The sequence below is a fragment of the Variovorax sp. GW823-FHT02B07 genome (assembly GCF_058797695.1).
In genome coordinates this window covers 1122627-1141265 of record NZ_JBXAJX010000001.1, presented here as the reverse complement: position 1 = coordinate 1141265, position 18639 = coordinate 1122627, and the positions used below count along the sequence as shown (strand labels likewise).

21 protein-coding genes are annotated in these 18639 nt (G+C 66.2%); 14 read left to right on the top strand and 7 right to left on the bottom strand.

Annotation, left to right across the window (positions count from 1 at the left end; translation table 11 throughout):
- Window positions 1–5: 5 nt before the first annotated feature.
- Window positions 6–1562: an alkyl hydroperoxide reductase subunit F gene (gene ahpF, locus AC1RGU_RS05345; RefSeq protein ID WP_492695226.1), complete on the bottom strand. Its 1557-nt coding sequence runs from the start codon at window positions 1560–1562 to the stop codon at window positions 6–8.
- A gap of 88 nt (window positions 1563–1650) precedes the next feature.
- Window positions 1651–2214, bottom strand: a complete 564-nt coding sequence (ahpC, locus tag AC1RGU_RS05340) for an alkyl hydroperoxide reductase subunit C (protein WP_070059611.1) — start codon at window positions 2212–2214, stop codon at window positions 1651–1653.
- 259 nt (window positions 2215–2473) lie between these two features.
- Here ahpC and bfr point away from each other — a divergent pair, with 259 nt between their 5' ends.
- From bfr to AC1RGU_RS05310, 6 genes are all read left to right on the top strand, one after another.
- Window positions 2474–2950, top strand: a complete 477-nt coding sequence (bfr, locus tag AC1RGU_RS05335) for a bacterioferritin (RefSeq protein ID WP_062473038.1) — start codon at window positions 2474–2476, stop codon at window positions 2948–2950.
- A 131-nt stretch (window positions 2951–3081) separates the two neighbouring features.
- On the top strand, window positions 3082–3729 hold the full coding sequence (locus tag AC1RGU_RS05330) for a PepSY-associated TM helix domain-containing protein (protein ID WP_447743029.1): 648 nt from the start codon (window positions 3082–3084) through the stop codon (window positions 3727–3729).
- Window positions 3730–3827: 98 nt separating this feature from the next.
- Window positions 3828–4328, top strand: coding sequence for a DUF2271 domain-containing protein (locus AC1RGU_RS05325; RefSeq protein WP_492696443.1), 501 nt, complete (start codon window positions 3828–3830; stop codon window positions 4326–4328).
- 47 nt (window positions 4329–4375) lie between these two features.
- Complete coding sequence (locus tag AC1RGU_RS05320; protein WP_492695223.1) at window positions 4376–5185, top strand: DUF4198 domain-containing protein; 810 nt, start codon at window positions 4376–4378, stop codon at window positions 5183–5185.
- A 14-nt stretch (window positions 5186–5199) separates the two neighbouring features.
- Window positions 5200–6210 carry an FAD:protein FMN transferase gene (locus tag AC1RGU_RS05315; RefSeq protein WP_492695221.1) on the top strand — a complete coding sequence of 337 codons (1011 nt, stop codon included), beginning with the start codon at window positions 5200–5202 and terminating at the stop codon, window positions 6208–6210.
- Window positions 6207–7571: a sulfite reductase subunit alpha gene (locus tag AC1RGU_RS05310; protein ID WP_492695219.1), complete on the top strand. Its 1365-nt coding sequence runs from the start codon at window positions 6207–6209 to the stop codon at window positions 7569–7571. Before AC1RGU_RS05315 ends, AC1RGU_RS05310 begins: the two co-directional genes overlap by 4 nt.
- Window positions 7572–7589: 18 nt before the next feature.
- Here the strand turns inward: AC1RGU_RS05310 and AC1RGU_RS05305 are convergent, their stop codons facing one another.
- Entirely contained in the window at window positions 7590–7811 is a 222-nt protein-coding gene (locus AC1RGU_RS05305; RefSeq protein ID WP_139140281.1) for a hypothetical protein, read from the bottom strand.
- Between AC1RGU_RS05305 and AC1RGU_RS05300 the strand changes: the two genes are divergently transcribed.
- The 7 genes from AC1RGU_RS05300 (at window position 7810) to hemP (ending at window position 13632) form a co-directional block, all read left to right on the top strand.
- A complete protein-coding gene (locus AC1RGU_RS05300) occupies window positions 7810–10191 on the top strand; it encodes a catecholate siderophore receptor Fiu (protein WP_492695217.1) in 2382 nt (793 codons plus the stop codon). The genes AC1RGU_RS05305 and AC1RGU_RS05300 overlap by 2 nt on opposite strands.
- A 103-nt stretch (window positions 10192–10294) precedes the next feature.
- On the top strand, window positions 10295–10975 hold the full coding sequence (locus tag AC1RGU_RS05295) for a Fe2+-dependent dioxygenase (RefSeq protein ID WP_070059743.1): 681 nt from the start codon (window positions 10295–10297) through the stop codon (window positions 10973–10975).
- A 111-nt stretch (window positions 10976–11086) separates the two neighbouring features.
- Window positions 11087–11359 (top strand): (2Fe-2S)-binding protein, encoded by a 273-nt coding sequence (locus tag AC1RGU_RS05290; RefSeq protein WP_062473051.1) that lies wholly within the window; start codon window positions 11087–11089, stop codon window positions 11357–11359.
- 104 nt (window positions 11360–11463) lie between these two features.
- Window positions 11464–12153, top strand: coding sequence for an energy transducer TonB (locus tag AC1RGU_RS05285; RefSeq protein ID WP_070059744.1), 690 nt, complete (start codon window positions 11464–11466; stop codon window positions 12151–12153).
- 22 nt (window positions 12154–12175) lie between these two features.
- Complete coding sequence (locus AC1RGU_RS05280) at window positions 12176–12892, top strand: MotA/TolQ/ExbB proton channel family protein (RefSeq protein WP_062479023.1); 717 nt, start codon at window positions 12176–12178, stop codon at window positions 12890–12892.
- A gap of 8 nt (window positions 12893–12900) precedes the next feature.
- On the top strand, window positions 12901–13314 hold the full coding sequence (locus AC1RGU_RS05275) for an ExbD/TolR family protein (RefSeq protein ID WP_062479026.1): 414 nt from the start codon (window positions 12901–12903) through the stop codon (window positions 13312–13314).
- A 105-nt stretch (window positions 13315–13419) separates the two neighbouring features.
- Complete coding sequence (gene hemP / locus AC1RGU_RS05270) at window positions 13420–13632, top strand: hemin uptake protein HemP (protein ID WP_116907940.1); 213 nt, start codon at window positions 13420–13422, stop codon at window positions 13630–13632.
- A 183-nt stretch (window positions 13633–13815) separates the two neighbouring features.
- Here hemP and AC1RGU_RS05265 read toward each other — a convergent pair whose 3' ends face one another.
- Complete coding sequence (locus tag AC1RGU_RS05265; RefSeq protein WP_056583078.1) at window positions 13816–14223, bottom strand: GlcG/HbpS family heme-binding protein; 408 nt, start codon at window positions 14221–14223, stop codon at window positions 13816–13818.
- A gap of 171 nt (window positions 14224–14394) precedes the next feature.
- Here AC1RGU_RS05265 and AC1RGU_RS05260 point away from each other — a divergent pair, with 171 nt between their 5' ends.
- On the top strand, window positions 14395–15096 hold the full coding sequence (locus tag AC1RGU_RS05260) for a Bax inhibitor-1/YccA family protein (protein ID WP_062479032.1): 702 nt from the start codon (window positions 14395–14397) through the stop codon (window positions 15094–15096).
- Window positions 15097–15142: 46 nt separating this feature from the next.
- Here the strand turns inward: AC1RGU_RS05260 and rlmD are convergent, their stop codons facing one another.
- The 3 genes from rlmD to AC1RGU_RS05245 all read right to left on the bottom strand — a co-directional run bounded on the left by rlmD (window position 15143) and on the right by AC1RGU_RS05245 (window position 18636).
- Entirely contained in the window at window positions 15143–16579 is a 1437-nt protein-coding gene (gene rlmD, locus AC1RGU_RS05255; RefSeq protein ID WP_390345153.1) for a 23S rRNA (uracil(1939)-C(5))-methyltransferase RlmD, read from the bottom strand.
- A 67-nt stretch (window positions 16580–16646) separates the two neighbouring features.
- Entirely contained in the window at window positions 16647–17720 is a 1074-nt protein-coding gene (locus AC1RGU_RS05250; protein ID WP_492695214.1) for a sigma-70 family RNA polymerase sigma factor, read from the bottom strand.
- Window positions 17721–17724: 4 nt separating this feature from the next.
- Entirely contained in the window at window positions 17725–18636 is a 912-nt protein-coding gene (locus AC1RGU_RS05245; RefSeq protein WP_492695212.1) for a peptidoglycan DD-metalloendopeptidase family protein, read from the bottom strand.
- Between the last annotated feature and the right edge of the window lie 3 nt (window positions 18637–18639).

The following is an 18639-nucleotide window of genomic DNA, read 5'->3' as shown; positions in this document are numbered from 1 at the left end:
CTTACTCACGCAGGGGCCGTCGTACGGATCAGGTGGTCGAACGCACCGAGCGCCGCCTTCGCGCCGTCGCCGGCCGCGATGATGATCTGCTTGAACGGCACCGTGGTGACGTCACCCGCCGCGAACACGCCGGGCACCGAGGTCTGGCCGCGCGCGTCGACAACGATCTCGCCGTGCTTCGTGAGTTCGACCGTGCCCTTGAGCCAGTCGGTGTTGGGCACCAAGCCGATCTGGATGAACACGCCTTCGAGTTCGACCTTCTTCAACTCGCCCGATGCGCGGTCCTTGTAGACCAGCCCGTTGACCTTCTGGTCGCCGGTGATCTCGGTGGTCTGCGCGTTGGTGAAGATGTCGACGTTCTTCAGGCTCTTGAGCTTGCGCTGCAGCACGGCGTCGGCGCGCAGTTGCGTGTCGAACTCGATCAGCGTCACGTGGCCGACGATGCCGGCCAGGTCGATGGCCGCCTCGACGCCCGAGTTGCCGCCGCCGATCACCGCCACGCGCTTGCCCTTGAACAGCGGACCATCGCAGTGCGGGCAGTAGGCTACGCCCTTGTTCTTGAACTCGTGCTCGCCGGGCACGTTGATGTTGCGCCAGCGGGCACCGGTCGAAATGATGACCGTCTTGCTCCTGAGCGACGCGCCGCTTTCGAGCTGCACCTCGATGAGGTCCTTGCCCGGCACCAGCGCCTTGGCGCGCTGCAGATTCATGATGTCGACGTCGTAGTCGCGCACATGCTCTTCGAGTGCGTGGGCGAACTTCGGTCCTTCGGTTTCCTTGATCGAGATGAAGTTCTCGATGCCCAGCGTGTCGAGCACCTGGCCGCCGAAACGTTCCGAGGCAACGCCCGTGCGGATGCCCTTGCGCGCGGCGTACACGGCGGCTGCGGCACCGGCGGGGCCGCCGCCGACGATCAGCACGTCGAACGCATCCTTGGCAGCGATCTTGGCGGCTTCGCGCTCGACGCCGCTGGTGTCGATCTTGGCGAGGATTTCTTCCAGGCTCATGCGGCCCTGGCCGAACTCGGTGCCGTTCAGGAACACGGTCGGCACAGCCATGATCTGGCGTTCCTTCACTTCATCCTGGAAGGTGCCGCCCTCGATCATCGTGGTGCGGATGCGCGGGTTCTGGATCGCCATCAGATTCAGAGCCTGGACCACGTCGGGGCAGTTGTGGCAGGTGAGCGAGACGTAGATTTCGAACTCGAAGTCGCCGTCGAGCGCCTTGATCTGGTCGAGCACGGCCTGCTCGACCTTCGGGGGGTAGCCGCCGATCTGCAACAGCGCAAGGATCAGCGACGTGAATTCATGGCCCATCGGCAGGCCGGCAAAGCGCGGCCCGTGGTTTTCGCTCGGGCGGTTGACCGAGAACGAGGGCTTGCGGTGGTTGTCGTCACGGCTTTCGGTCAGCGTGACCAGCGGCGAGACTTCGGCAACGTCCTTCAGCAGCGACAGCATTTCGCCCGAAGCCTTGCTGTCGTCGAGCGAGGCAACGATCTCGATCGGCTGCGTGGCGCGTTCGAGGTAACTCTTCAATTGGGCTTTGGTGCTGGCGTCAAGCATGGCGGACTCTCTTTCGATAACTGGAAACTATCAACTGGGGACAAAAAAGCCCGGGGCCTCGTGAGCGCCCGGGCTTTGTGCGGGGCGCTTAGATCTTGCCGACGAGGTCGAACGACGGAGCGATGGTCTTGTCACCGTCATTCCACTTGGCCGGGCAGACTTCGTTCGGGTGCTCGGCGGTGTAGACCGCGGCCTTGAGCTTGCGCAGGGTTTCCTTCACGTCGCGGGCGATCTCATTGGAGTGCACTTCGGCGGTCTTGATGACACCGTCGGGGTTGATCACGAAGGTGCCGCGCAGTGCCAGGCCTTCTTCGGGGATGTGCACGCCGAACGCGTTGGTCAGCGTGTGGGTCGGGTCGCCCACCAGGGGGAACTTGGCCTTGCCGACAGCCGGCGACGTGTCGTGCCAGACCTTGTGCGAGAAGTGCGTGTCGGTGGTCACGATGTAGACCTCGGCACCCAGCTTCTGGAACTCGGGGTAGTGGTCGGCCGCGTCTTCGACTTCGGTCGGGCAGTTGAAGGTGAAGGCCGCCGGCATGAAGATCAGCACAGACCACTTGCCCTTGAGCGTCTCGTCGGACACATCGATGAACTTGCCGTTGAGGTAAGCCTGGGTCTTGAAAGGTTGGACTGCGGTGTTGATCAGGGACATGTGATTCCTTGGATGCTGCGGTTGGAAAAATAAGCGGGAGCCATGAGTATAACTACCAATATATCATTTTTGATAGATATCAACTATTGAAAGTATTGGAACCCGCTATGTTTGCCATCGCCTCGCGCGTCGCCTTGCGCCAGGTCAATACGAACGTGTATCACCATCACACGCATGCAGACCGGCGCAGCATGGGTTTGCTTGCAAGCGTGTGTTCGCCCCTCCGACAATCACCGCTTTCAGAACAAGGAAAATAATCATGAAGGGCGACCCCAAAGTCATCGAACACCTGCAGGCGCAGCTCAAGAACGAGCTGACTGCCATCAACCAGTACTTCCTCCACTACCGCATGCTCAAGCACTGGGGCCTGGACAAGCTGGCAAAGAAGGAATACGAGGAATCCATCGGCGAGATGAAGCACGCCGACAAGCTCATGGACCGCATCTTCATGCTCGACGGCCTGCCCAACCTGCAGGACCTGGGCAAGCTGAACATCGGCGAAGACGTGCCCGAACTGCTGCGCTGCGACCTCGGCGCCGAAACCGGCGCGCAAGCGACCATCAAGGACGGCATCGCGCATTGCGAATCGGTGCGCGACTATGTCTCGCGCGACCTGCTGCAAGAGATCCTGGACGACACCGAGGAGCACATCGACTTCCTCGAGACGCAGATCGACCTGATCGACCGCGTCGGCCTGCAGAACTACCTGCAGTTGCAGGTGGGAGAGCTCGAGTAAGCACAACGCAGCGCCGCCACGGCATTGCAAACAAACGGGGCTTCGGCCCCGTTTTTTATTGCTCTTTACTTAACTTCATAGCCACTGAATAGCAGTCATTCTCATTCGCGCGACTACAATTCGCGCTTTCAATGACTGCCCCCGCCCGTTCCGACAACCGCCGCCGCGCCTATTGGCTCAAGACCCTCCACGAGTGGCATTGGGTCAGTTCCGCCATCTGTCTCGTCGGGATGATCCTGTTCAGCGTCACGGGCTTCACGCTCAACCACGCGGGCCAGATCGAGGCCAAGCCGGTGGTCACCACGCACAACGGCACGGTCGACGACGCCTTGCGCGCCCGCCTCGAACAGCAGCTGCCGGCCGCCAAGGCCCAGCAGGGCAAGGCCCCGCTGCCTGCCGAGCTGCAAACCTGGCTGCGCAAGCAGTGGGACATCGACACCGCCGGCCGCGAGGCCGAGTGGTCCGACGACGAAATCTACCTCTCGCTCCCCCGCCCCGGCGGCGACGCTTGGTTGCGCCTGAGCCTGCCCGAGGGCGAGGTCGAATACGAGCGCACCGACCGCGGCTGGCTCTCCTACTTCAACGACCTGCATAAGGGCCGCAACACCGGCACGGCCTGGAGCTGGTTCATCGACATCTTCGCGGCCGCCACGCTGGTCTTCTCGGTCACCGGGCTGTTCATTCTCAAGATGCACGCAGGTAACCGCCCCTTCACCTGGCCCATGGTGGGCATGGGGCTGGTGGTGCCCGTGCTGCTCGCGTTGCTGTTCATTCACTGACCGATCCGATCGACGGATCGGCCGGTGCGTCGTCTTTGCTGATTCAGGAAGAAAGAGGTTTTCCCGTGCACCTTCGCTACTCGCTCGCACCGATCGCCATGTCGGCGCTGTTCGCGGCCCCGGCCCTTGCCGCCGGCCTGTCGGTCAACATCGAGATTCCCCGGCTCAATGTGTCGGAGTACCACCGCCCCTACGTGGCGACCTGGATCGAACGCGCCGACAGCACGATGGCCGGCACGCTGGCCGTCTGGTACGACGTGCGCACCAAGACCAACAACCCCGAAGGCGAAGGCACCAAGTGGCTCAAGGACATGCGCCAGTGGTGGCGCCGCGGCGGCCGTGAACTGGCAGTGCCGGTCGACGGCGTCACCGGCGCCTCCAAGCCCGCCGGCAAGCACCAGCTGAGCTTCACCGAAGGCTCGGGCGCGATGCCCAAGCTCGCCCCCGGCGCCTACAAGCTGGTGGTGGAAGCCGCCCGTGAAGTCGGCGGCCGCGAGGTCGTGACCATCCCGTTCCAGTGGCCGCCCACCGCCGCTGCGCAACCGGTCGCTGCCGGCAAGGAAGAGCTCGGCGAGATCAAGCTCGAGCTCAAGCCCTGAACGCCGCCGCCACCCACTCCGCCCACCCGCTCATTCCAAGGACCACCATGACCCGCTTCACCCTGCGCGCCGCCGGCCTCGCCCTCGCCCTGTCAGCCGTTGCTTCCGTGACCCAGGCGCACAACGCCTGGCTGCTGCCCTCGACCACCGTGCTGTCGAAAGCCGACACCGTGAGCGTCGACGCCGCCGTGTCGAACGACCTGTTCGTTGCCAACCACGCGCCGCTGCGCCTGGACGGCCTGCAGATCACCGCGCCCGACGGCAGCACGGTCAAGCCGGAATCCGAAGCCAAGCTCAAGCTGCGCAACGTGTTCGACGTGAACGTCGCGCAGCCGGGCACCTACCGCATCGCGGTGGTCAACAACGGCGCGTTCGCCGCCTGGAAGGACAAGGCCACGGGCCAGAACAAGCGCGCCCGCGGCACGGCCGAAACCATCGGCAAGGAAATCCCGGCCGACGCGCAGGACGTGACCATCACCCAATCGGCCGGCCGCATCGAGACCTTCGTGACCGTCGGCAAGCCCTCGGCGCTCAAGCCCATCGGCCAGGGCCTGGAACTGATCTCGGCCGGCAGCCCGACCGACCTGGCCAAGGGCGAAAAGGCCACCTTCACGCTGCATCTGGACGGCAAGCCCGCCAAGGACCTTGAAGTGACCGTGACCGCCGGCAACACCCAGTACCGCGACAAGCTCGACGAACTCAAGCTCAAGACCGACGACAAGGGCCAGTTCAGCGTGACATGGCCAAGCGCCGGCATGTACTGGCTCGACGCCAGCACCAAGGACAGCAAGACCACCGTGCCGCAAGCCAAGGAACGCCGCCTGAGCTACGCGGCCACCCTGGAAGTGATGCCCTGACCCTGCGTTTTTCCTTGGGCCTTTCCTTCAGCACCTGGCGCGCGGGCGGCTACGCCAACGCGGCCTTCCCCCGTCCCGCCGATCCCGCCAGCATCCAGCAGCTCGGCGGACAGACGATGGGCACGACCTGGTCGCTGCGCTTCGACAACCCGCGGATGCTGCCGCTCGCGCAGGTGCGCGAGGCGGTCGAAGCGGCGCTCGCGCGCGTGATCGACCAGATGAGCCATTGGGAACCCGACTCCCTCATCAGCCGCTTCAACACCGCGCCCGCCGGTTCGCGCCATGCGCTGCCGGCGGAGTTCGCACAGGTGATGCAGTGCGCCCTCGCGTGGGCGCAGGCCAGCGGCGGCGCGATCGATCCGACGGTCGGTGCGCTGGTGGCGCGCTGGGGCTTCGGCCCCGCAGCGTCACAGGACAACGCCCTGCCCTCACCCGACACGCTGGCCGCGATCCACTCGAACGTCGGCTGGCAACGGCTGACCTTCGATGAGGCCAACCACACGCTGCTGCAACCCGGCGGCGTGCAGCTCGACCTGTCGGGCATCGCCAAGGGCTTCGCGGTGGACCACGGCGTCGACGCGCTGCGCGCACTCGGTCTCACCGACCTGCTGTTCGAAATCGGCGGCGAGCTGCGCGGCATCGGCCGGCGGCCGGGCGGTGCGCCATGGCAGGTGCAGGTCGACACCGAGATGCCGACCCCGCAACGCATCGCCCTGGCCGACATGGCCGTGGCCACCTCGGGCGACCGCTGGCATCGGCGCGCCATCGAAGGCCGCAGCTGGTCGCACACCATCGATCCGCGCGACGGCGAGCCCGTGGCGCATGCGCTGGCCAGCGTCACCGTGCTGCACCCGCAGTGCATGCAAGCGGATGCACTCGCCACCGTGCTGACCGTGCTCGGCCCCGACGAGGGCCCGGCCTTCGCACAGCAGCGCGACATCGCGGCCCTGTTCATCTCTCGCGCCGACGACGGATCGATCTCCGAGCGCGCCACGCCCGCGTGGCAGGCGCAGGCGGGCGCATGACCGAGACCCTGTGGCGTGCGCTGGGCGCCAGCGCGACGGTCACGGCCTATGCCGCGCTGTGTCTGGGCATCTACGCACGCCAGCGACGGCTGCAGGCCACGGCCGCACGCGAAGCCGCGGCCCTGTCGGCCGGTGACGGCGCGCAGGCGTCGCCCACCCTCGTGCTGTTCGCCAGCCAGACCGGCCAGGCGGAAACCATCGCGTGGCAGACCGCGCGGCGGCTGCGCGCGGCGGGCACCGCAGTGCGCGTGATGGCCCTCAACGCCCTCGACAGCGCCACGCTGGCTTCGGCCCGCCGCGCCCTCTTCGTGGCCAGCACCTACGGCGAAGGCGATGCACCCGACGGCGCCAGCGTGTTCGCCGAGCGCGTGATGGGCGCGCCGCTGGCGCTGCCATCGCTGCGCTACGCCGTGCTTGCGCTCGGCGACCGCCAGTACGCCCACTTCTGCGGCTTCGGCCGCGCGCTCGATGCGTGGCTCCACACGGCCGGCGCCGTGCGCGACTTCGAACCCATCGAGGTCGACAACAGCGACCCCGCCGCGCTCGCCGATTGGCACGCCCGCTGGGGCGACACGCCGGAGGGCGGCGACGACGCCCCGGCAAGCTTCGTGCCCTGGCGGCTCACGCGGCGCGAACTGCTCAACGCCGGCAGCACGGGCGGACCTGTCTTCCATCTCGGACTCACGCCGCAAGCCGGCGCCCTGCCGCACTGGGCATCGGGCGACCTGGTGCAGGTCGCCATCGCAAGCGACCCGGCGCGGCCGCGCGACTACTCGATCGCCTCCCTGCCCGCCGACGGCGAACTGCAGCTGCTCGTGCGGCAGGAACAGCATCCCGACGGCTCGATGGGCGCCGCGTCGGGCCTGCTCACCTCGACGCTTTCTGTCGGCGACTCCGTGGCGCTGCGCCTGCGGCCGCACCGCGGCTTCCGGCTGGAGGGCAACGAGAACCGTCCGCTGATCCTGATCGGCAACGGCACCGGACTGGCCGGCCTGCGCGCCCACCTGCGCGCGCGCGCCGCGGCCGGCCGCAAGGACAACTGGCTGGTGTTCGGCGAGCGCCAGTCCGCCCACGACTTCCTCTGCCGCCAGGAAATCGAAGCCTGGCAGGCCGACGGCACGCTCGCGCGGCTCGACATGGTGTTCTCGCGCGACCAGGCCGAGCGCTTCTACGTGCAGCACCGCCTGCTGCAGGTGGCCGACACGCTGCAAGCCTGGCTGCGCGATGGCGCCGCCGTCTATGTCTGCGGCAGCCTGCAGGGCATGGCATCGGGCGTCGACGCAGCGCTGCGGCAGATCGCCGGCGACGACCTCTGGGCCGAACTATCGGCCAGCGGGCGCTACCGCCGCGACGTCTACTGAACGGCCCGCGCGGCCTCGTCAGTTGCGCGCCGGCAACGGAGCAGGCGAAACTTTCTGGTTAAAAGCGGCCAGTTGAGCACCTTGGTATTGAGAAGCAATATCATTTGCATCGATTTGCAAAAACCCTTCGCAAATCAGCTCACCCAGCCAGTCTTGCCGCCCTTTTTCTCCCCGAGAGTGCGCCGCCCGGACCCAGCCAGTCGAGCTCTGCCCGCCCGCCCTTTCTGGAGAAAACAACATGGCCTATATCAAGAGCCGCAAACACGCCGTCGCACGCGCCGTTCCTCACCTTTCGGGTGCCGCCGCAGCCACGCTGCTGGCCATCGCAGCCCCCGCCGCCTTTGCCCAGACCGGGCGGGCCCTGCCTGAAGTCCGCGTGCAGGATTCGAGCGCCGCCGACTACAAGACCGACACCTCGGCCAACCCGAAGTTCACGGCCCCGCTGGTGAACACGCCGCAGACCATCCAGGTGATCAAGGAACAGATCATTCGCGAACAAGGTGCGACCACGCTCACCGAAGCGCTGCGCAACACCGCCGGCGTCGGCACCTTCTTCCTGGGCGAGAACGGCAACACGAACACCGGCGACGCCGTCTTCATGCGCGGCTTCGACAGCTCCAGCAGCATCTTCGTGGACGGCATCCGCGACCTGGGCTCGGTCTCGCGCGACATGTTCAACATCGAGCAGGTCGAAGTCGTGAAGGGCCCGTCGGGCACCGACGTGGGCCGCACCTCGCCCACCGGCTACATCAACCTCGTCACCAAGAAGCCGAAGCTCGAAGACAGCTTCCTGGGCTCGCTCGGTTTCGGCAGCGCCGACTACAAGCGCGGCAGCATCGACTGGAACAAGTCACTCAGCAGCGCCAACGGCATCGGCGCCGCCTTCCGCCTGAATGCGGCGATGGAAGACTCGGGCGTGCCCGGCCGCGACTTCGTCAAGAACAAGCGCACGGCCATTGCACCGTCGATCGCGCTCGGCCTGAATTCGCCCACGCGCTTCTACTTCGACTACCTGCACGTCGACCAGGACAACGTGCCCGATGGCGGCGTGCCGACCATCGGTCTGCCCAGCTACTCGAACCCCGATCCGGTCGCTCTCGGCGCACGTCGCCGCAGCTTCCTGAACTACGCAGCACCGGTCGATCCGAAGAACTTCTACGGCACCGCCTACGACTTCAACAAGGTGACGGCCGACATGTTCACAGCGCGCGTGGAGCACGACTTCACGCCCGACGTCACGCTGCGCAACACGACCCGCTACGGCAAGACGAAGCAGGACTACATGCTGACGGCGTTCATGCTCGGCGGCCTGGGCACCAACGGCAACCCGCCGCCCTCGGGCAACACCGCGTTCCTCAGCACGCCGATCCCGGGCCTGCCGTCGACCTGGACGACCACGCGCAACCTGCCGACCAACAAGAACCAGGAAAACACGATCTTCGTCAACCAGACGAACGTGACCGCCAAGTTCAACACCGGCAGCCTGAGCCACTCGCTCAGCGCGGGCGTCGAGCTGATCCGTGAAGAGCAGTCGAGCCTGGGCTACTTCAGCCCCGGCGCCACGTTCAACGGCAAGGTCGTGCAGAACGGCGCATGGCCCGTGGCCAACCTGTACGCGCCGAACCCGTACGTGAACGGCTACAACCGCATGCTCAGCGGCGCCGACAGCAAGGGCGTGACCAACACGGTCGGCCTCTACGCCTTCGACACCATCAAGCTCAACGAGCAATGGCAGATCACCGGCGGCCTGCGCTTCGACCACTACAGCACCTCGTTCCAGAGCGCGACGCTGTCGACCGCAGCGACCAACCCCGGCCTGCCGGTCGGCACGCTGGTGCCCTCGTCGCTCAAGCTCTCCGACAACCTGTTCACCGGCAAGATCGGCGTGGTCTACAAGCCCGCGAAGAACGGCAGCATCTATGCGGCCTACGGCACCTCGGCCCAGCCCCCGGGCGGCGCGAACTTCTCGCTGTCGGCCGCCGGCACGGGCAGCAGCGCGGCGCGCACCGACTTCCTGCCGCAGAAGGCCAAGACCTTCGAAGTGGGCACGAAGTGGGATGTGCTGGACGACAAGCTGTCTCTGACCGGCGCGGTCTATCGCACCGACGTGAGCAACGAAGTCGTGCAGGACCCGACCAACACCGCGCTGTACTACCAGAGCGGCAAGAAGCGCGTGCAGGGCATCGAGCTGGGCGTGGCGGGCACCATCACCGAACGCTGGGGCATGAGCGCCGGCTTCACGACGATGGACACCAAGGTGCAAAGCGGCCCCAACGTCACGGCCGACGGCACCAACGTGCTGACCTACACGCCGAAGAACTCGTTCACGGCCTGGACCACCTACCAGTTCCCGTTCGGCCTGACGGTCGGCGGTGGCGCGCGCTACAACGGCAAGCTGCACCGCGGCACCGACGGCGCGGTGGGCACGCCGGCGTACATCGACTCCTACTGGGTGTTCGATGCCATGGCGTCGTACCGCATCAACAAGAACGTCGACATCCAGCTGAACATCGCCAACGTGTTCGACAAGCAGTACGCCGCCGCCATCAACAAGAGCGGCTACCGCTACACGCCGGGCCTCCCTCGCTCGGCCAAGATCACCGCGAACTTCGCGTTCTGATCCCGACGACCGCGTCGCCTCCGTGCCGGCCCCTGCGGCAGGCGCGGTGCGACACTCGAGCCCCGGCCTGCGCCGGGGCTTTTTTCTTGTGGAGTTCACCGAAATGATGCTGCATGTGCCCGACGTGCTGAGCCCGGACCAGGTGCGCGAGATGCGCGCCGCGCTCGATGCCACCCACTGGGTCGACGGCCGCGAAACCGTGGGAGACCAAGGCGCGCAGGTGAAGCGCAACCGCCAGTTGCCGGAGTCTTCGCCGGTCTCGCGCGAACTCGGCGCGACCATCCTGGCGGCACTCTCGCGCCACGCGCTGTTCTTCTCGGCCGCGCTGCCCGCGCGTTTCGTGCCGCCGCTGTTCAACCGCTACGAGGGCGGCGAGCACTACGGCGTGCACGTCGACGGCTCGGTGCGCGCGGTGCCGGGCAGCAGCCAGCAGCTGCGCACCGACCTGTCGTGCACCCTCTTCCTGAGCGATCCGGAGGATTACGACGGCGGCGAGCTGGAAGTGATCGACACCTACGGCTCGCACGAGGTCAAGCTGCCGGCCGGCGACCTGATCCTCTACCCGGCGAGCAGCCTGCACCGCGTGCACCCGGTCACGCGCGGGGCGCGGGTGTGCTCCTTCTTCTGGCTGCAGAGCATGGTGCGCAGCGACGCCCAGCGCGGCATGCTGTTCGAACTCGACCAGACGATCCAGAAACTGCGCGCCCGCCTGGGCGAATGCGAGGAAACCGTGGCGCTCACCGGCCACTATCACAACCTCTTGCGGCTCTGGGCCGAGGTGTAACACCGGCTTGCAAAGTCCGGCGGCATGTCAGTCATAGTGATTGCAAATGCGATGGATTCTTATTTATAATGAGTCACATCCAACAGCCAGCCAACTGCCGCTTTCACCGCCATGATCGTTTGCGTCTGCCGCCGAGTCTCTGACCGTGAAATCGCACGTCATGTGCGCGCGGGCATGACTTTCGACGAAGTCCAGTTCGAACTCGGCGTGGCCACCCAGTGTGGCCAGTGTGAAGGTTGTGCCCGCGACATCGTGGCGCAGTGCAGTGTCTCTCACCCGGTCGCCGCCCTGAACTGCGAATCGGCGCCGAGAGCGATCCAGCTTGCCAACTCCATCAAGGAAAGCAAAGCATGGAACTCGTCTCGGCTCTCGGCGGCAGCCTGATCCTCGTCGCCGGCTCTGTCTGGTGGATTTTTCGCAAGTAGCGTCTCTGTAGCGGTTTTGCTGCAATCGGGGCACGATTTGTAGTGCCCGCATTCGAATGGTTGATCGTGTCTGACCGCTTTGCCCCCCCTCCCTCCTTTCTTGGCCTGTCGCGCACTGTCGTCATTGCCGGCGGTGTGATCCTGTTTCACGGCGCCGCGCTCTGGGCGCTGCAAAGCGGCCTGCTGCGCCGGGCCGCCGAAGTGGTGATTCCCGTCGAGATCCTGAGCCAGTTCGTCGAACCGCCGAAACCCAAGGCCGATCCGCCGCCCCCGCCTCCTCCGCCGCCGCAACCCAAGGTGAGCAAGGCGCCGCCGCCGCCGCGCCCGCAGGCCATCCGCGAACCCAAGCCGACGCCCGCGCCGAACGCGACCTCGGGCACCACCGAGCCGCCGCCTCCACCCGCACCCCCGGCACCGCCCGCGCCGCCGGCCCCTCCCGCACCGCCGCCGTCGCCCCCAGCGCCGCCCGCTGTGCAACTGCCGTCGAGCAATGCCGACTACCTGCAGAACCCGAAGGCGGTCTACCCCGCCATGAGCAAGCGGCTCGGCGAGCAGGGCAAGGTGATCGTGCGCGTGCTCGTGGGCGCCGACGGCCTGCCCAAGAGCGCCGAGGTCAAGAAGTCCAGCGGCTTCGACCGCCTCGACGAGGCCGCCGTCGAATACATCATGAAATGCCGGTTCGTGCCCGGCAAGGTCAACGGCGTGGTGCAGGCCATGTCTTACGACGCCCCCGTCAACTACGTCCTGAACTAATTTTTCTCTGGAGCAACTTCGTATGGATTCCCAATTTGGCTTGATGAACGTCTGGAATCAGGGCGACTTCGTCACCAAGGCTGTCGCGGTTCTGTTGATCGGCATGTCCCTCGCATCGTGGATCGTGATCATCGTGAAGGCGCTCGACGTCATCAAATACAAGCGCCTGGCCAAGCACTCGCAGGACTTCTGGCACAGCGAAGACTTCGCCACTGCCCTGAACAAACTGGGCACCGACGACAGCAACCCTTTCCGCGCCCTGGCACTCGAAGGCCGCGAAGCCGCCGCCCACCACCGCAACACGAAGGCGCACCTGCATGACGCGCTCGACGTGAGCGACTGGATCACGCGCGCCCTGCGCAACGGCATCGACGCCTTCACGGCGCGCCTGCAGACCGGCCTGGCCATCCTCGCTTCGGTGGGTTCGACGGCACCCTTCATCGGCCTGTTCGGCACCGTCTGGGGCATCTACCACGCGCTGATGAGCATCGGCTCGGCCGGCCAGGCGACCATCGACAAGGTGGCCGGCCCGATCGGCGAAGCACTGATCATGACGGCCCTGGGCCTGGCGGTCGCCATCCCCGCCGTGCTGGGCTACAACGCCCTGGTGCGCGGCAACAAGTTCGTGCTGACCAAGCTCAACAGCTTCGCCCACGACCTGCACGCCTACTTCGTGACCGGCGCCCGCGTGCAAAGCGGCAGCGGTGAAGCCGTCGTGGTTCCGCTCAAGAAGGGCTGAGCAGCATCATGGCTTTCGGAACGCAAGACGAACCCGATGAGGTGATGAACGAGATCAACATGACGCCGCTGGTCGACGTCATGCTGGTGCTGCTGATCATCTTCATCATCACCGTGCCGGTCATGAAGCACGCGGTCAACATCGACCTGCCCCGCGCCAGCAGCGAGCCCGAGCAGCCCAAGCCGCAGAACATCCTGTTCAGCGTCACGGCCGATGGCGCTTACTACTGGAACGAACAGAAGATCGACGACAGCGAACTGCCGAACCGCCTGGCCGCCGAAGCCGCCAAGGAACCGCAGCCCGAGCTGCACATCCGCGGCGACAAGGCCGTGCGCTACGAGCGCGTGGCCAAGGCCATGGCCGAGGCGCGCGAAGCCGGCGTGCGCAAGATCGGCTTCATCACCGAGCCCGACACGAAGTGATCTGAACGGGGTGAATGACGGATCGAAAAAAAGTTGATCGCGACGATTGACTTTATATTGAGAATCATTATCATTCACTCATCGCTTCCATAAAGGGAACTCCAGATGCCAGCCACCCCGAATGCCTTTTCTGTCCTGAACCACCCTTCGCTCGATCAATCGGGTGGCGGTCATGCATCGATCCAGGCAGCGCTTCCGGCGCCGATGGTCGAAAGCACGGAGCTTCTGAAAGGAAGCAAGACCGTGGGCATCATGCACAACGGCTCGCTCTACCGGCTTCAGGCCACCAAACTCGGCAAGCTGATCCTGACCAAGTAGGTCGTTCAGCCCGCCCCTCGCGCAAGTTTCATCGTGGGGCGACTCGAGGAGATTCATCTCCGAAGGGTCGTTTTTTGCTAGCCAACGGTTCGCCGACTAGCCAAGCTTTTTTTCACGCTGAAGCCCCGAAAAAGAAAACGCCGACCATCTGGTCGGCGTTTTGCTTTGGGCGAATGAAAAGGCTTACAGGCCGAGCGCGGCGATGCCGGCCTTGGCGATCTGCGCATCTTCGTTCGACTTCACGCCGCTCACGCCCACGGCGCCGATGACGTGGCCGTCCTTCACGATCGGCACGCCACCTTCGAGCAGGCCTTCCACCAGGGGCGCCGTCAGGAATGCGGTGCGGCCGCCGTTGATGATGTCTTCATAGACCTTGCTCTCGCGACGGCCCATAGCGGCGGTGTGTGCCTTGGCGGGAGCGATGTGCGAGGACAGCGCGGCGGCGCCGTCCAGGCGCTGCAGCCAGAGCAGGTTGCCGGCGTCGTCGGAGATGGCGATGGTCACGGCCCAGTTGTTCTTCAGGGCCTCGGCTTCCGCTGCAGCGGCGATGGCCTTGACGTCGGCGAGTTCGAGGAATGATTTGGTCTTCATGGATAAGCTCAGGTTGCGTCGAAACCCGACAGCATAACGGCGGGGCGCCACAGCGTCCCGCGGGGGCTTAAGAACAACGGGCATACGGTCTTTGCAAGGCCCCCTCTTGCAGCCCCCTAGAATGCGCCCAACTGCGTGTCATTGCATGCAGCAACCTCAGGAGCTTCGGCCATGAACGACCGTGTGACCACCCTCGACACTTCCACCGGCTACGGCCAGACACTGCCGCAGGCCGAACGCCAGCGCGTGCTGCGCAATACCTACTGGCTGCTGGCGCTGAGCCTGCTGCCCACCGTGCTGGGCGCCTGGATCGGCGTGAGCACCGGCATCACCCGCTCGCTCACCGGCGGACTCGGCCTGATCGTCTTCCTCGGCGGCGCCTTCGGCTTCATGTTCGCGATCGAGAAGACCAAGAACTCCGCCGCTGGCGTGCCGGTGCTGCTGGGCTTCACCTTCTTCATGGGCCTGATGCTGTCGCGCCTGCTCGCGATGGTGCTGGGCTTCAAGAACGGCCCCGAGCTGATCATGACGGCCTTCGGCGGCACCGCCGGCGTGTTCTTCGTGATGGCCTCGCTGGCCACGGTCATCAAGCGCGACCTGTCGGGCATGGGCAAGTTCCTGTTCGTCGGCGCCCTGGTGCTGATGCTCGGCGCGGTCATCAACGTCTTCGTGGGCTCGAGCACCGGCATGCTGGTGATCTCGGTGGCAGCCATTGGCATCTTCTCGGCCTACATGCTCTATGACCTGAAGCAGATCATGGACGGCGGCGAAACCAACTACATCAGCGCCACGCTGGCCCTGTACCTGGACATGTTCAACGTGTTCCAGAGCCTGCTGGCCCTGCTGGGCATCTTCGGCGGCGAGCGCGACTGAGCAGCTTGCTCCGACCCCAAGAAAAAAGGCCCCGCGGGGCCTTTTTTCATTCCAGCTCGAAGACCGCGATCGACTCGACGTGCGCCGTGTGCGGGAACATGTTCACCACGCCCGCGAAGGTGCAGCGGTAGCCCGCCTGGTGCACCAGCAGGCCGGCGTCGCGCGCCAGCGTCGACGGGTTGCAGCTCACGTAGACGATGCGCTTGGGCGGCGTCCAGCCACCGGTGCGCAGTTCAGGCTGCTGGTGCAGGTCGGCCATGGCCTTGGCCAGCGCGAAGGCGCCTTCGCGCGGCGGGTCGACCAGCCATTTGTCGGCACTGCCGTCGGCCACCAGCATCTCGGGCGTCATGTCGAACAGGTTGCGCGCCACGAACCGGGTGGCCGACAGCGCACGCCGCTCGGGCGTTGCAGGCTGGTTTCTCTGGAAGTTGTCGGTGGCGCGTGCCACCAGCGTGTCGCTGCCCTCGATGCCGAGCACCTCGCGCGCCTGGCTCGCCAGCGGCAACGTGAAGTTGCCCAGGCCGCAGAACCAGTCGATCACGCGCTCCTCGGGCTGCACGTCGAGCAGGCGCAGCGCCTTGCCGACCAGCGCGCGGTTGATGTGCGGATTGACCTGGGTGAAATCGGTGGGCTTGAACGGCATCGTCACACCGAACGCGGGCAGGCGGTAGGCCAGCGGCGTGCCGCCCTCTTCCAGCAGCTTCACGGTGTCCGGGCCCTTGGCCTGCAGCCACCATTGAACGCCCTCGTTCTCGGCCGCGAACGCCTTGAGCCGCCCGATGTCGGCGCCCGACAGCGGCTCCAGGTGCCGCAGCACAAGGGCGATGGTGCCCAACGCGGTCGAATCCGGCGCGTCGCCGCAGGCCAGCTCGATCTGCGGGCAGGTCTCGCGCGCGTCCATGGAGCCGATCAGCGCGCGCAGCGGCATCAGCATGGCGCTGACCTGCTTGGGCAGCACGGGGCAGACCTGCATGTCGGCCAGGTAGCGGCTCTTGCGCTCGTGGAAGCCGATCAGCACCGTGCCCTTCTTGACCACGTGGCGCACCGACAGGCGCGCACGGTAGCGGTAGTGCCAGGCCGGGCCTTCGAGCGGGCGCAGCAGGTTCTCGGGCTTGACCTTGCCCAGGTGCCAGAGGTTGTCTTCGAGCGCACGCTGCTTCACGGCCACCTGGGCGGCGGCGTCCAGGTGCTGCATCTTGCAGCCGCCGCACGCGCCCGTGTGCAGGCCGAAGTGCGGGCAGCCGGGGCGCACGCGCTGCGAGGACTCGCGGCGGATCTGCGTGACCGTGCCCTGCTCCCAGTTGTTCTTGCGGCGGTGGACGTTGAACTGCACTTCCTCGAAGGGCAATGCGCCTTCGATGAACACGACCATGCCGTCGGACTTGTGGGAGACGCCTTGCGCGTCCAGGTCGAGCGACTCGACCTGAAGCCATTCATCGGCGGGGTTCGCGGGGACTTTCTTTTCTTCGATGGATTCCGTCATCCCCCGATTGTCTCAGCGTGGCCGGGGTGGTCCCGGCGCGACGGGTTACCTTCTTTTCTTCACACCGCTAGAACAGCGCGTCGCGGCCGACGCCGGAGCGCGCCAGCTGCTTGCGCATCTTGGCCAGCGCCTCGTTCTGGATCTGCCGCACGCGCTCGCGTGTCAGGCCCAGCCGCACGCTCAGCACCTCGAGCGTCTCGGGCTCCCGGTCGTGCAGGCCGTAGCGACCTTCGAGCACCTCGCGCTCCCGCGCGTTGAGGGCCTGCACCCACTGGTCGAGCAGGCGTTCCACCTCGTGCGTGTGCGTCACGCCAGCAGGGTTGCCCTGCTCGTCGTCGGAGGCCACGGTGTCGGCCAACGTGAAGCCTTCCTCGCCGCGCGCGTCGCCTGCATCGAGCGAACGCGGCGCCTCGGCCAGCGCCAGCAAGTCGGCCACCGCCTGCACCTCGCGACCGAGCAGTGCGGCCACGTCCTCGACGCGCACGCCGTCCGGCCGGCTCGCGAGGAACTCCGCATCGCCCTCGAGCGTGCGGCGTGCCCGCAGGACCTGCTGCAGTTCGCGCACGACATGCACCGGCAGGCGGATCGCCCGTGACTGTGTGATGACGGCGCGCTCGACCGACTGGCGGATCCACCAGGTCGCATACGTGGAGAAGCGAAACCCGCGTTCGGGCTCGAACTTCGTGATGGCATGCATCAGCCCGAGGTTGCCTTCCTCGATGAGGTCGGACAGCGGCATGCCGCGCCCCAGGTAGTTCTTGGCGATGTTGACCACGAGCCGCAGGTTGTGCTCGATCATCGACTGCCGCGCCGCGAAGTCGCCGGCGCGTGCGGCGCAGGCGGTGGTGTATTCCTCGGCGGGAGTGAAGAGCCCGGTGCGCCGGACCTGGCGCAGGTAGATGGTCAGGGCATCGGCGCCCTCGCCGCCCATGACCTCGGCGGCGGTGCCGTGGGGCGGGGCCGATGCTGCGGAGGGAATCGACGGATCCGCTGCGGGGTCGTCGGGAAGAGAGTCCGTGCTCAGCGGCTCGTCGCTGCTTTCCTGATGGCCATTGTGGCCACCGTTGCTTCGAGGTGAAGGGCTGCCCTGCCCCGCCAGTCCACGCACGGGCAGTGTGCGAAGAGGGCGGGAGGCAGCCATGGCATCACCGGTTGGGCAGGTAGCGCGACGGGTCGACGGGCTTGCCCTGGCGGCGGATCTCGAAATGCAGCTTCACGCGATCGGCGTCGCTGTTGCCCATTTCGGCGATCTTCTGGCCCTTCTGAACCGACTGGTCTTCCTTCACGAGCAGCGTCTGGTTGTGCGCATACGCCGTGAGGTAGGTGTTGTTGTGCTTCAGGATGATCAGGTTGCCGTAGCCGCGCAGGCCGGCACCGGCGTAGACCACACGGCCATCGGCTGCGGCCAGCACGGGGTCGCCGGCCTTGCCGCTGATGTCGTAGCCCTTGTTCTTGGCTTCGTCGAAACCGGCGATCAGCGAACCGCTCGCAGGCCAGATCCAGCCCAGGTCGTCGTCACCCGAACTGCTCGGGCCCGAAGGCGAGGCCGTGACAGGCGGCTTGGTGGTGCCGCTCGCGCCGCTGGCCGGCACGGCCGGCGTGACGGACGCCTGCGGGGCCACCGGCTTGGTGGTCGCCTCGGTGGCCGCAGCAGGCGCAGAGGTGGACGGTGCCGCGGCGACCGCCGTGCTCCCACCGGTCGGTGGAATCACGCGCAAGACCTGGCCGACTTCGATCAGGTCGGGGTTGTCGAGGTTGTTCCAGCGCACGATGTCCTGCCAGCGCTGGCCCGTTTCGCTGCCGATGCGGCGGATGGAGTCACCGGGGCGCACGGCGTAGTAGCCGGGCTTGCCGTAGTTCTCGATACCGGGGAGCGGTTTGCCGGACGCGTCGGTCGTGATGGGAGGACCGCCGGGCGTCGTTGCCCCGGGTGCGCGCGTCATGGTGCCCCGGTCTTCGACCGGTGCGGGACCGCGCGGTGCGGAGCAGCCCGCGATCACGAGCACAACAGCCAACGTGATGCCTGCGAACAAACTCCGATTGCCAAAACCCTGCATTTG

Excerpts from the sequence above, each read along its gene's own strand:
- ahpF (WP_492695226.1), bottom strand. The coding sequence starts at position 1,562 with ATGCTTGACGCCAGCACCAAAGCCCAATTGAAGAGTTACCTCGAACGC.
- ahpC (WP_070059611.1), bottom strand. The coding sequence starts at position 2,214 with ATGTCCCTGATCAACACCGCAGTCCAACCTTTCAAGACCCAGGCTTAC.
- bfr (WP_062473038.1), top strand. The coding sequence starts at position 2,474 with ATGAAGGGCGACCCCAAAGTCATCGAACACCTGCAGGCGCAGCTCAAG.
- AC1RGU_RS05330 (WP_447743029.1), top strand. The coding sequence starts at position 3,082 with ATGACTGCCCCCGCCCGTTCCGACAACCGCCGCCGCGCCTATTGGCTC.
- AC1RGU_RS05325 (WP_492696443.1), top strand. The coding sequence starts at position 3,828 with ATGTCGGCGCTGTTCGCGGCCCCGGCCCTTGCCGCCGGCCTGTCGGTC.
- AC1RGU_RS05320 (WP_492695223.1), top strand. The coding sequence starts at position 4,376 with ATGACCCGCTTCACCCTGCGCGCCGCCGGCCTCGCCCTCGCCCTGTCA.
- AC1RGU_RS05310 (WP_492695219.1), top strand. The coding sequence starts at position 6,207 with ATGACCGAGACCCTGTGGCGTGCGCTGGGCGCCAGCGCGACGGTCACG.
- AC1RGU_RS05300 (WP_492695217.1), top strand. The coding sequence starts at position 7,810 with ATGGCCTATATCAAGAGCCGCAAACACGCCGTCGCACGCGCCGTTCCT.
- AC1RGU_RS05305 (WP_139140281.1), bottom strand. The coding sequence starts at position 7,811 with ATGTTGTTTTCTCCAGAAAGGGCGGGCGGGCAGAGCTCGACTGGCTGG.
- AC1RGU_RS05295 (WP_070059743.1), top strand. The coding sequence starts at position 10,295 with ATGATGCTGCATGTGCCCGACGTGCTGAGCCCGGACCAGGTGCGCGAG.
- AC1RGU_RS05290 (WP_062473051.1), top strand. The coding sequence starts at position 11,087 with ATGATCGTTTGCGTCTGCCGCCGAGTCTCTGACCGTGAAATCGCACGT.
- AC1RGU_RS05280 (WP_062479023.1), top strand. The coding sequence starts at position 12,176 with ATGGATTCCCAATTTGGCTTGATGAACGTCTGGAATCAGGGCGACTTC.
- AC1RGU_RS05275 (WP_062479026.1), top strand. The coding sequence starts at position 12,901 with ATGGCTTTCGGAACGCAAGACGAACCCGATGAGGTGATGAACGAGATC.
- hemP (WP_116907940.1), top strand. The coding sequence starts at position 13,420 with ATGCCAGCCACCCCGAATGCCTTTTCTGTCCTGAACCACCCTTCGCTC.
- AC1RGU_RS05265 (WP_056583078.1), bottom strand. The coding sequence starts at position 14,223 with ATGAAGACCAAATCATTCCTCGAACTCGCCGACGTCAAGGCCATCGCC.
- AC1RGU_RS05260 (WP_062479032.1), top strand. The coding sequence starts at position 14,395 with ATGAACGACCGTGTGACCACCCTCGACACTTCCACCGGCTACGGCCAG.
- rlmD (WP_390345153.1), bottom strand. The coding sequence starts at position 16,579 with ATGACGGAATCCATCGAAGAAAAGAAAGTCCCCGCGAACCCCGCCGAT.
- AC1RGU_RS05250 (WP_492695214.1), bottom strand. The coding sequence starts at position 17,720 with ATGGCTGCCTCCCGCCCTCTTCGCACACTGCCCGTGCGTGGACTGGCG.
- AC1RGU_RS05245 (WP_492695212.1), bottom strand. The coding sequence starts at position 18,636 with ATGCAGGGTTTTGGCAATCGGAGTTTGTTCGCAGGCATCACGTTGGCT.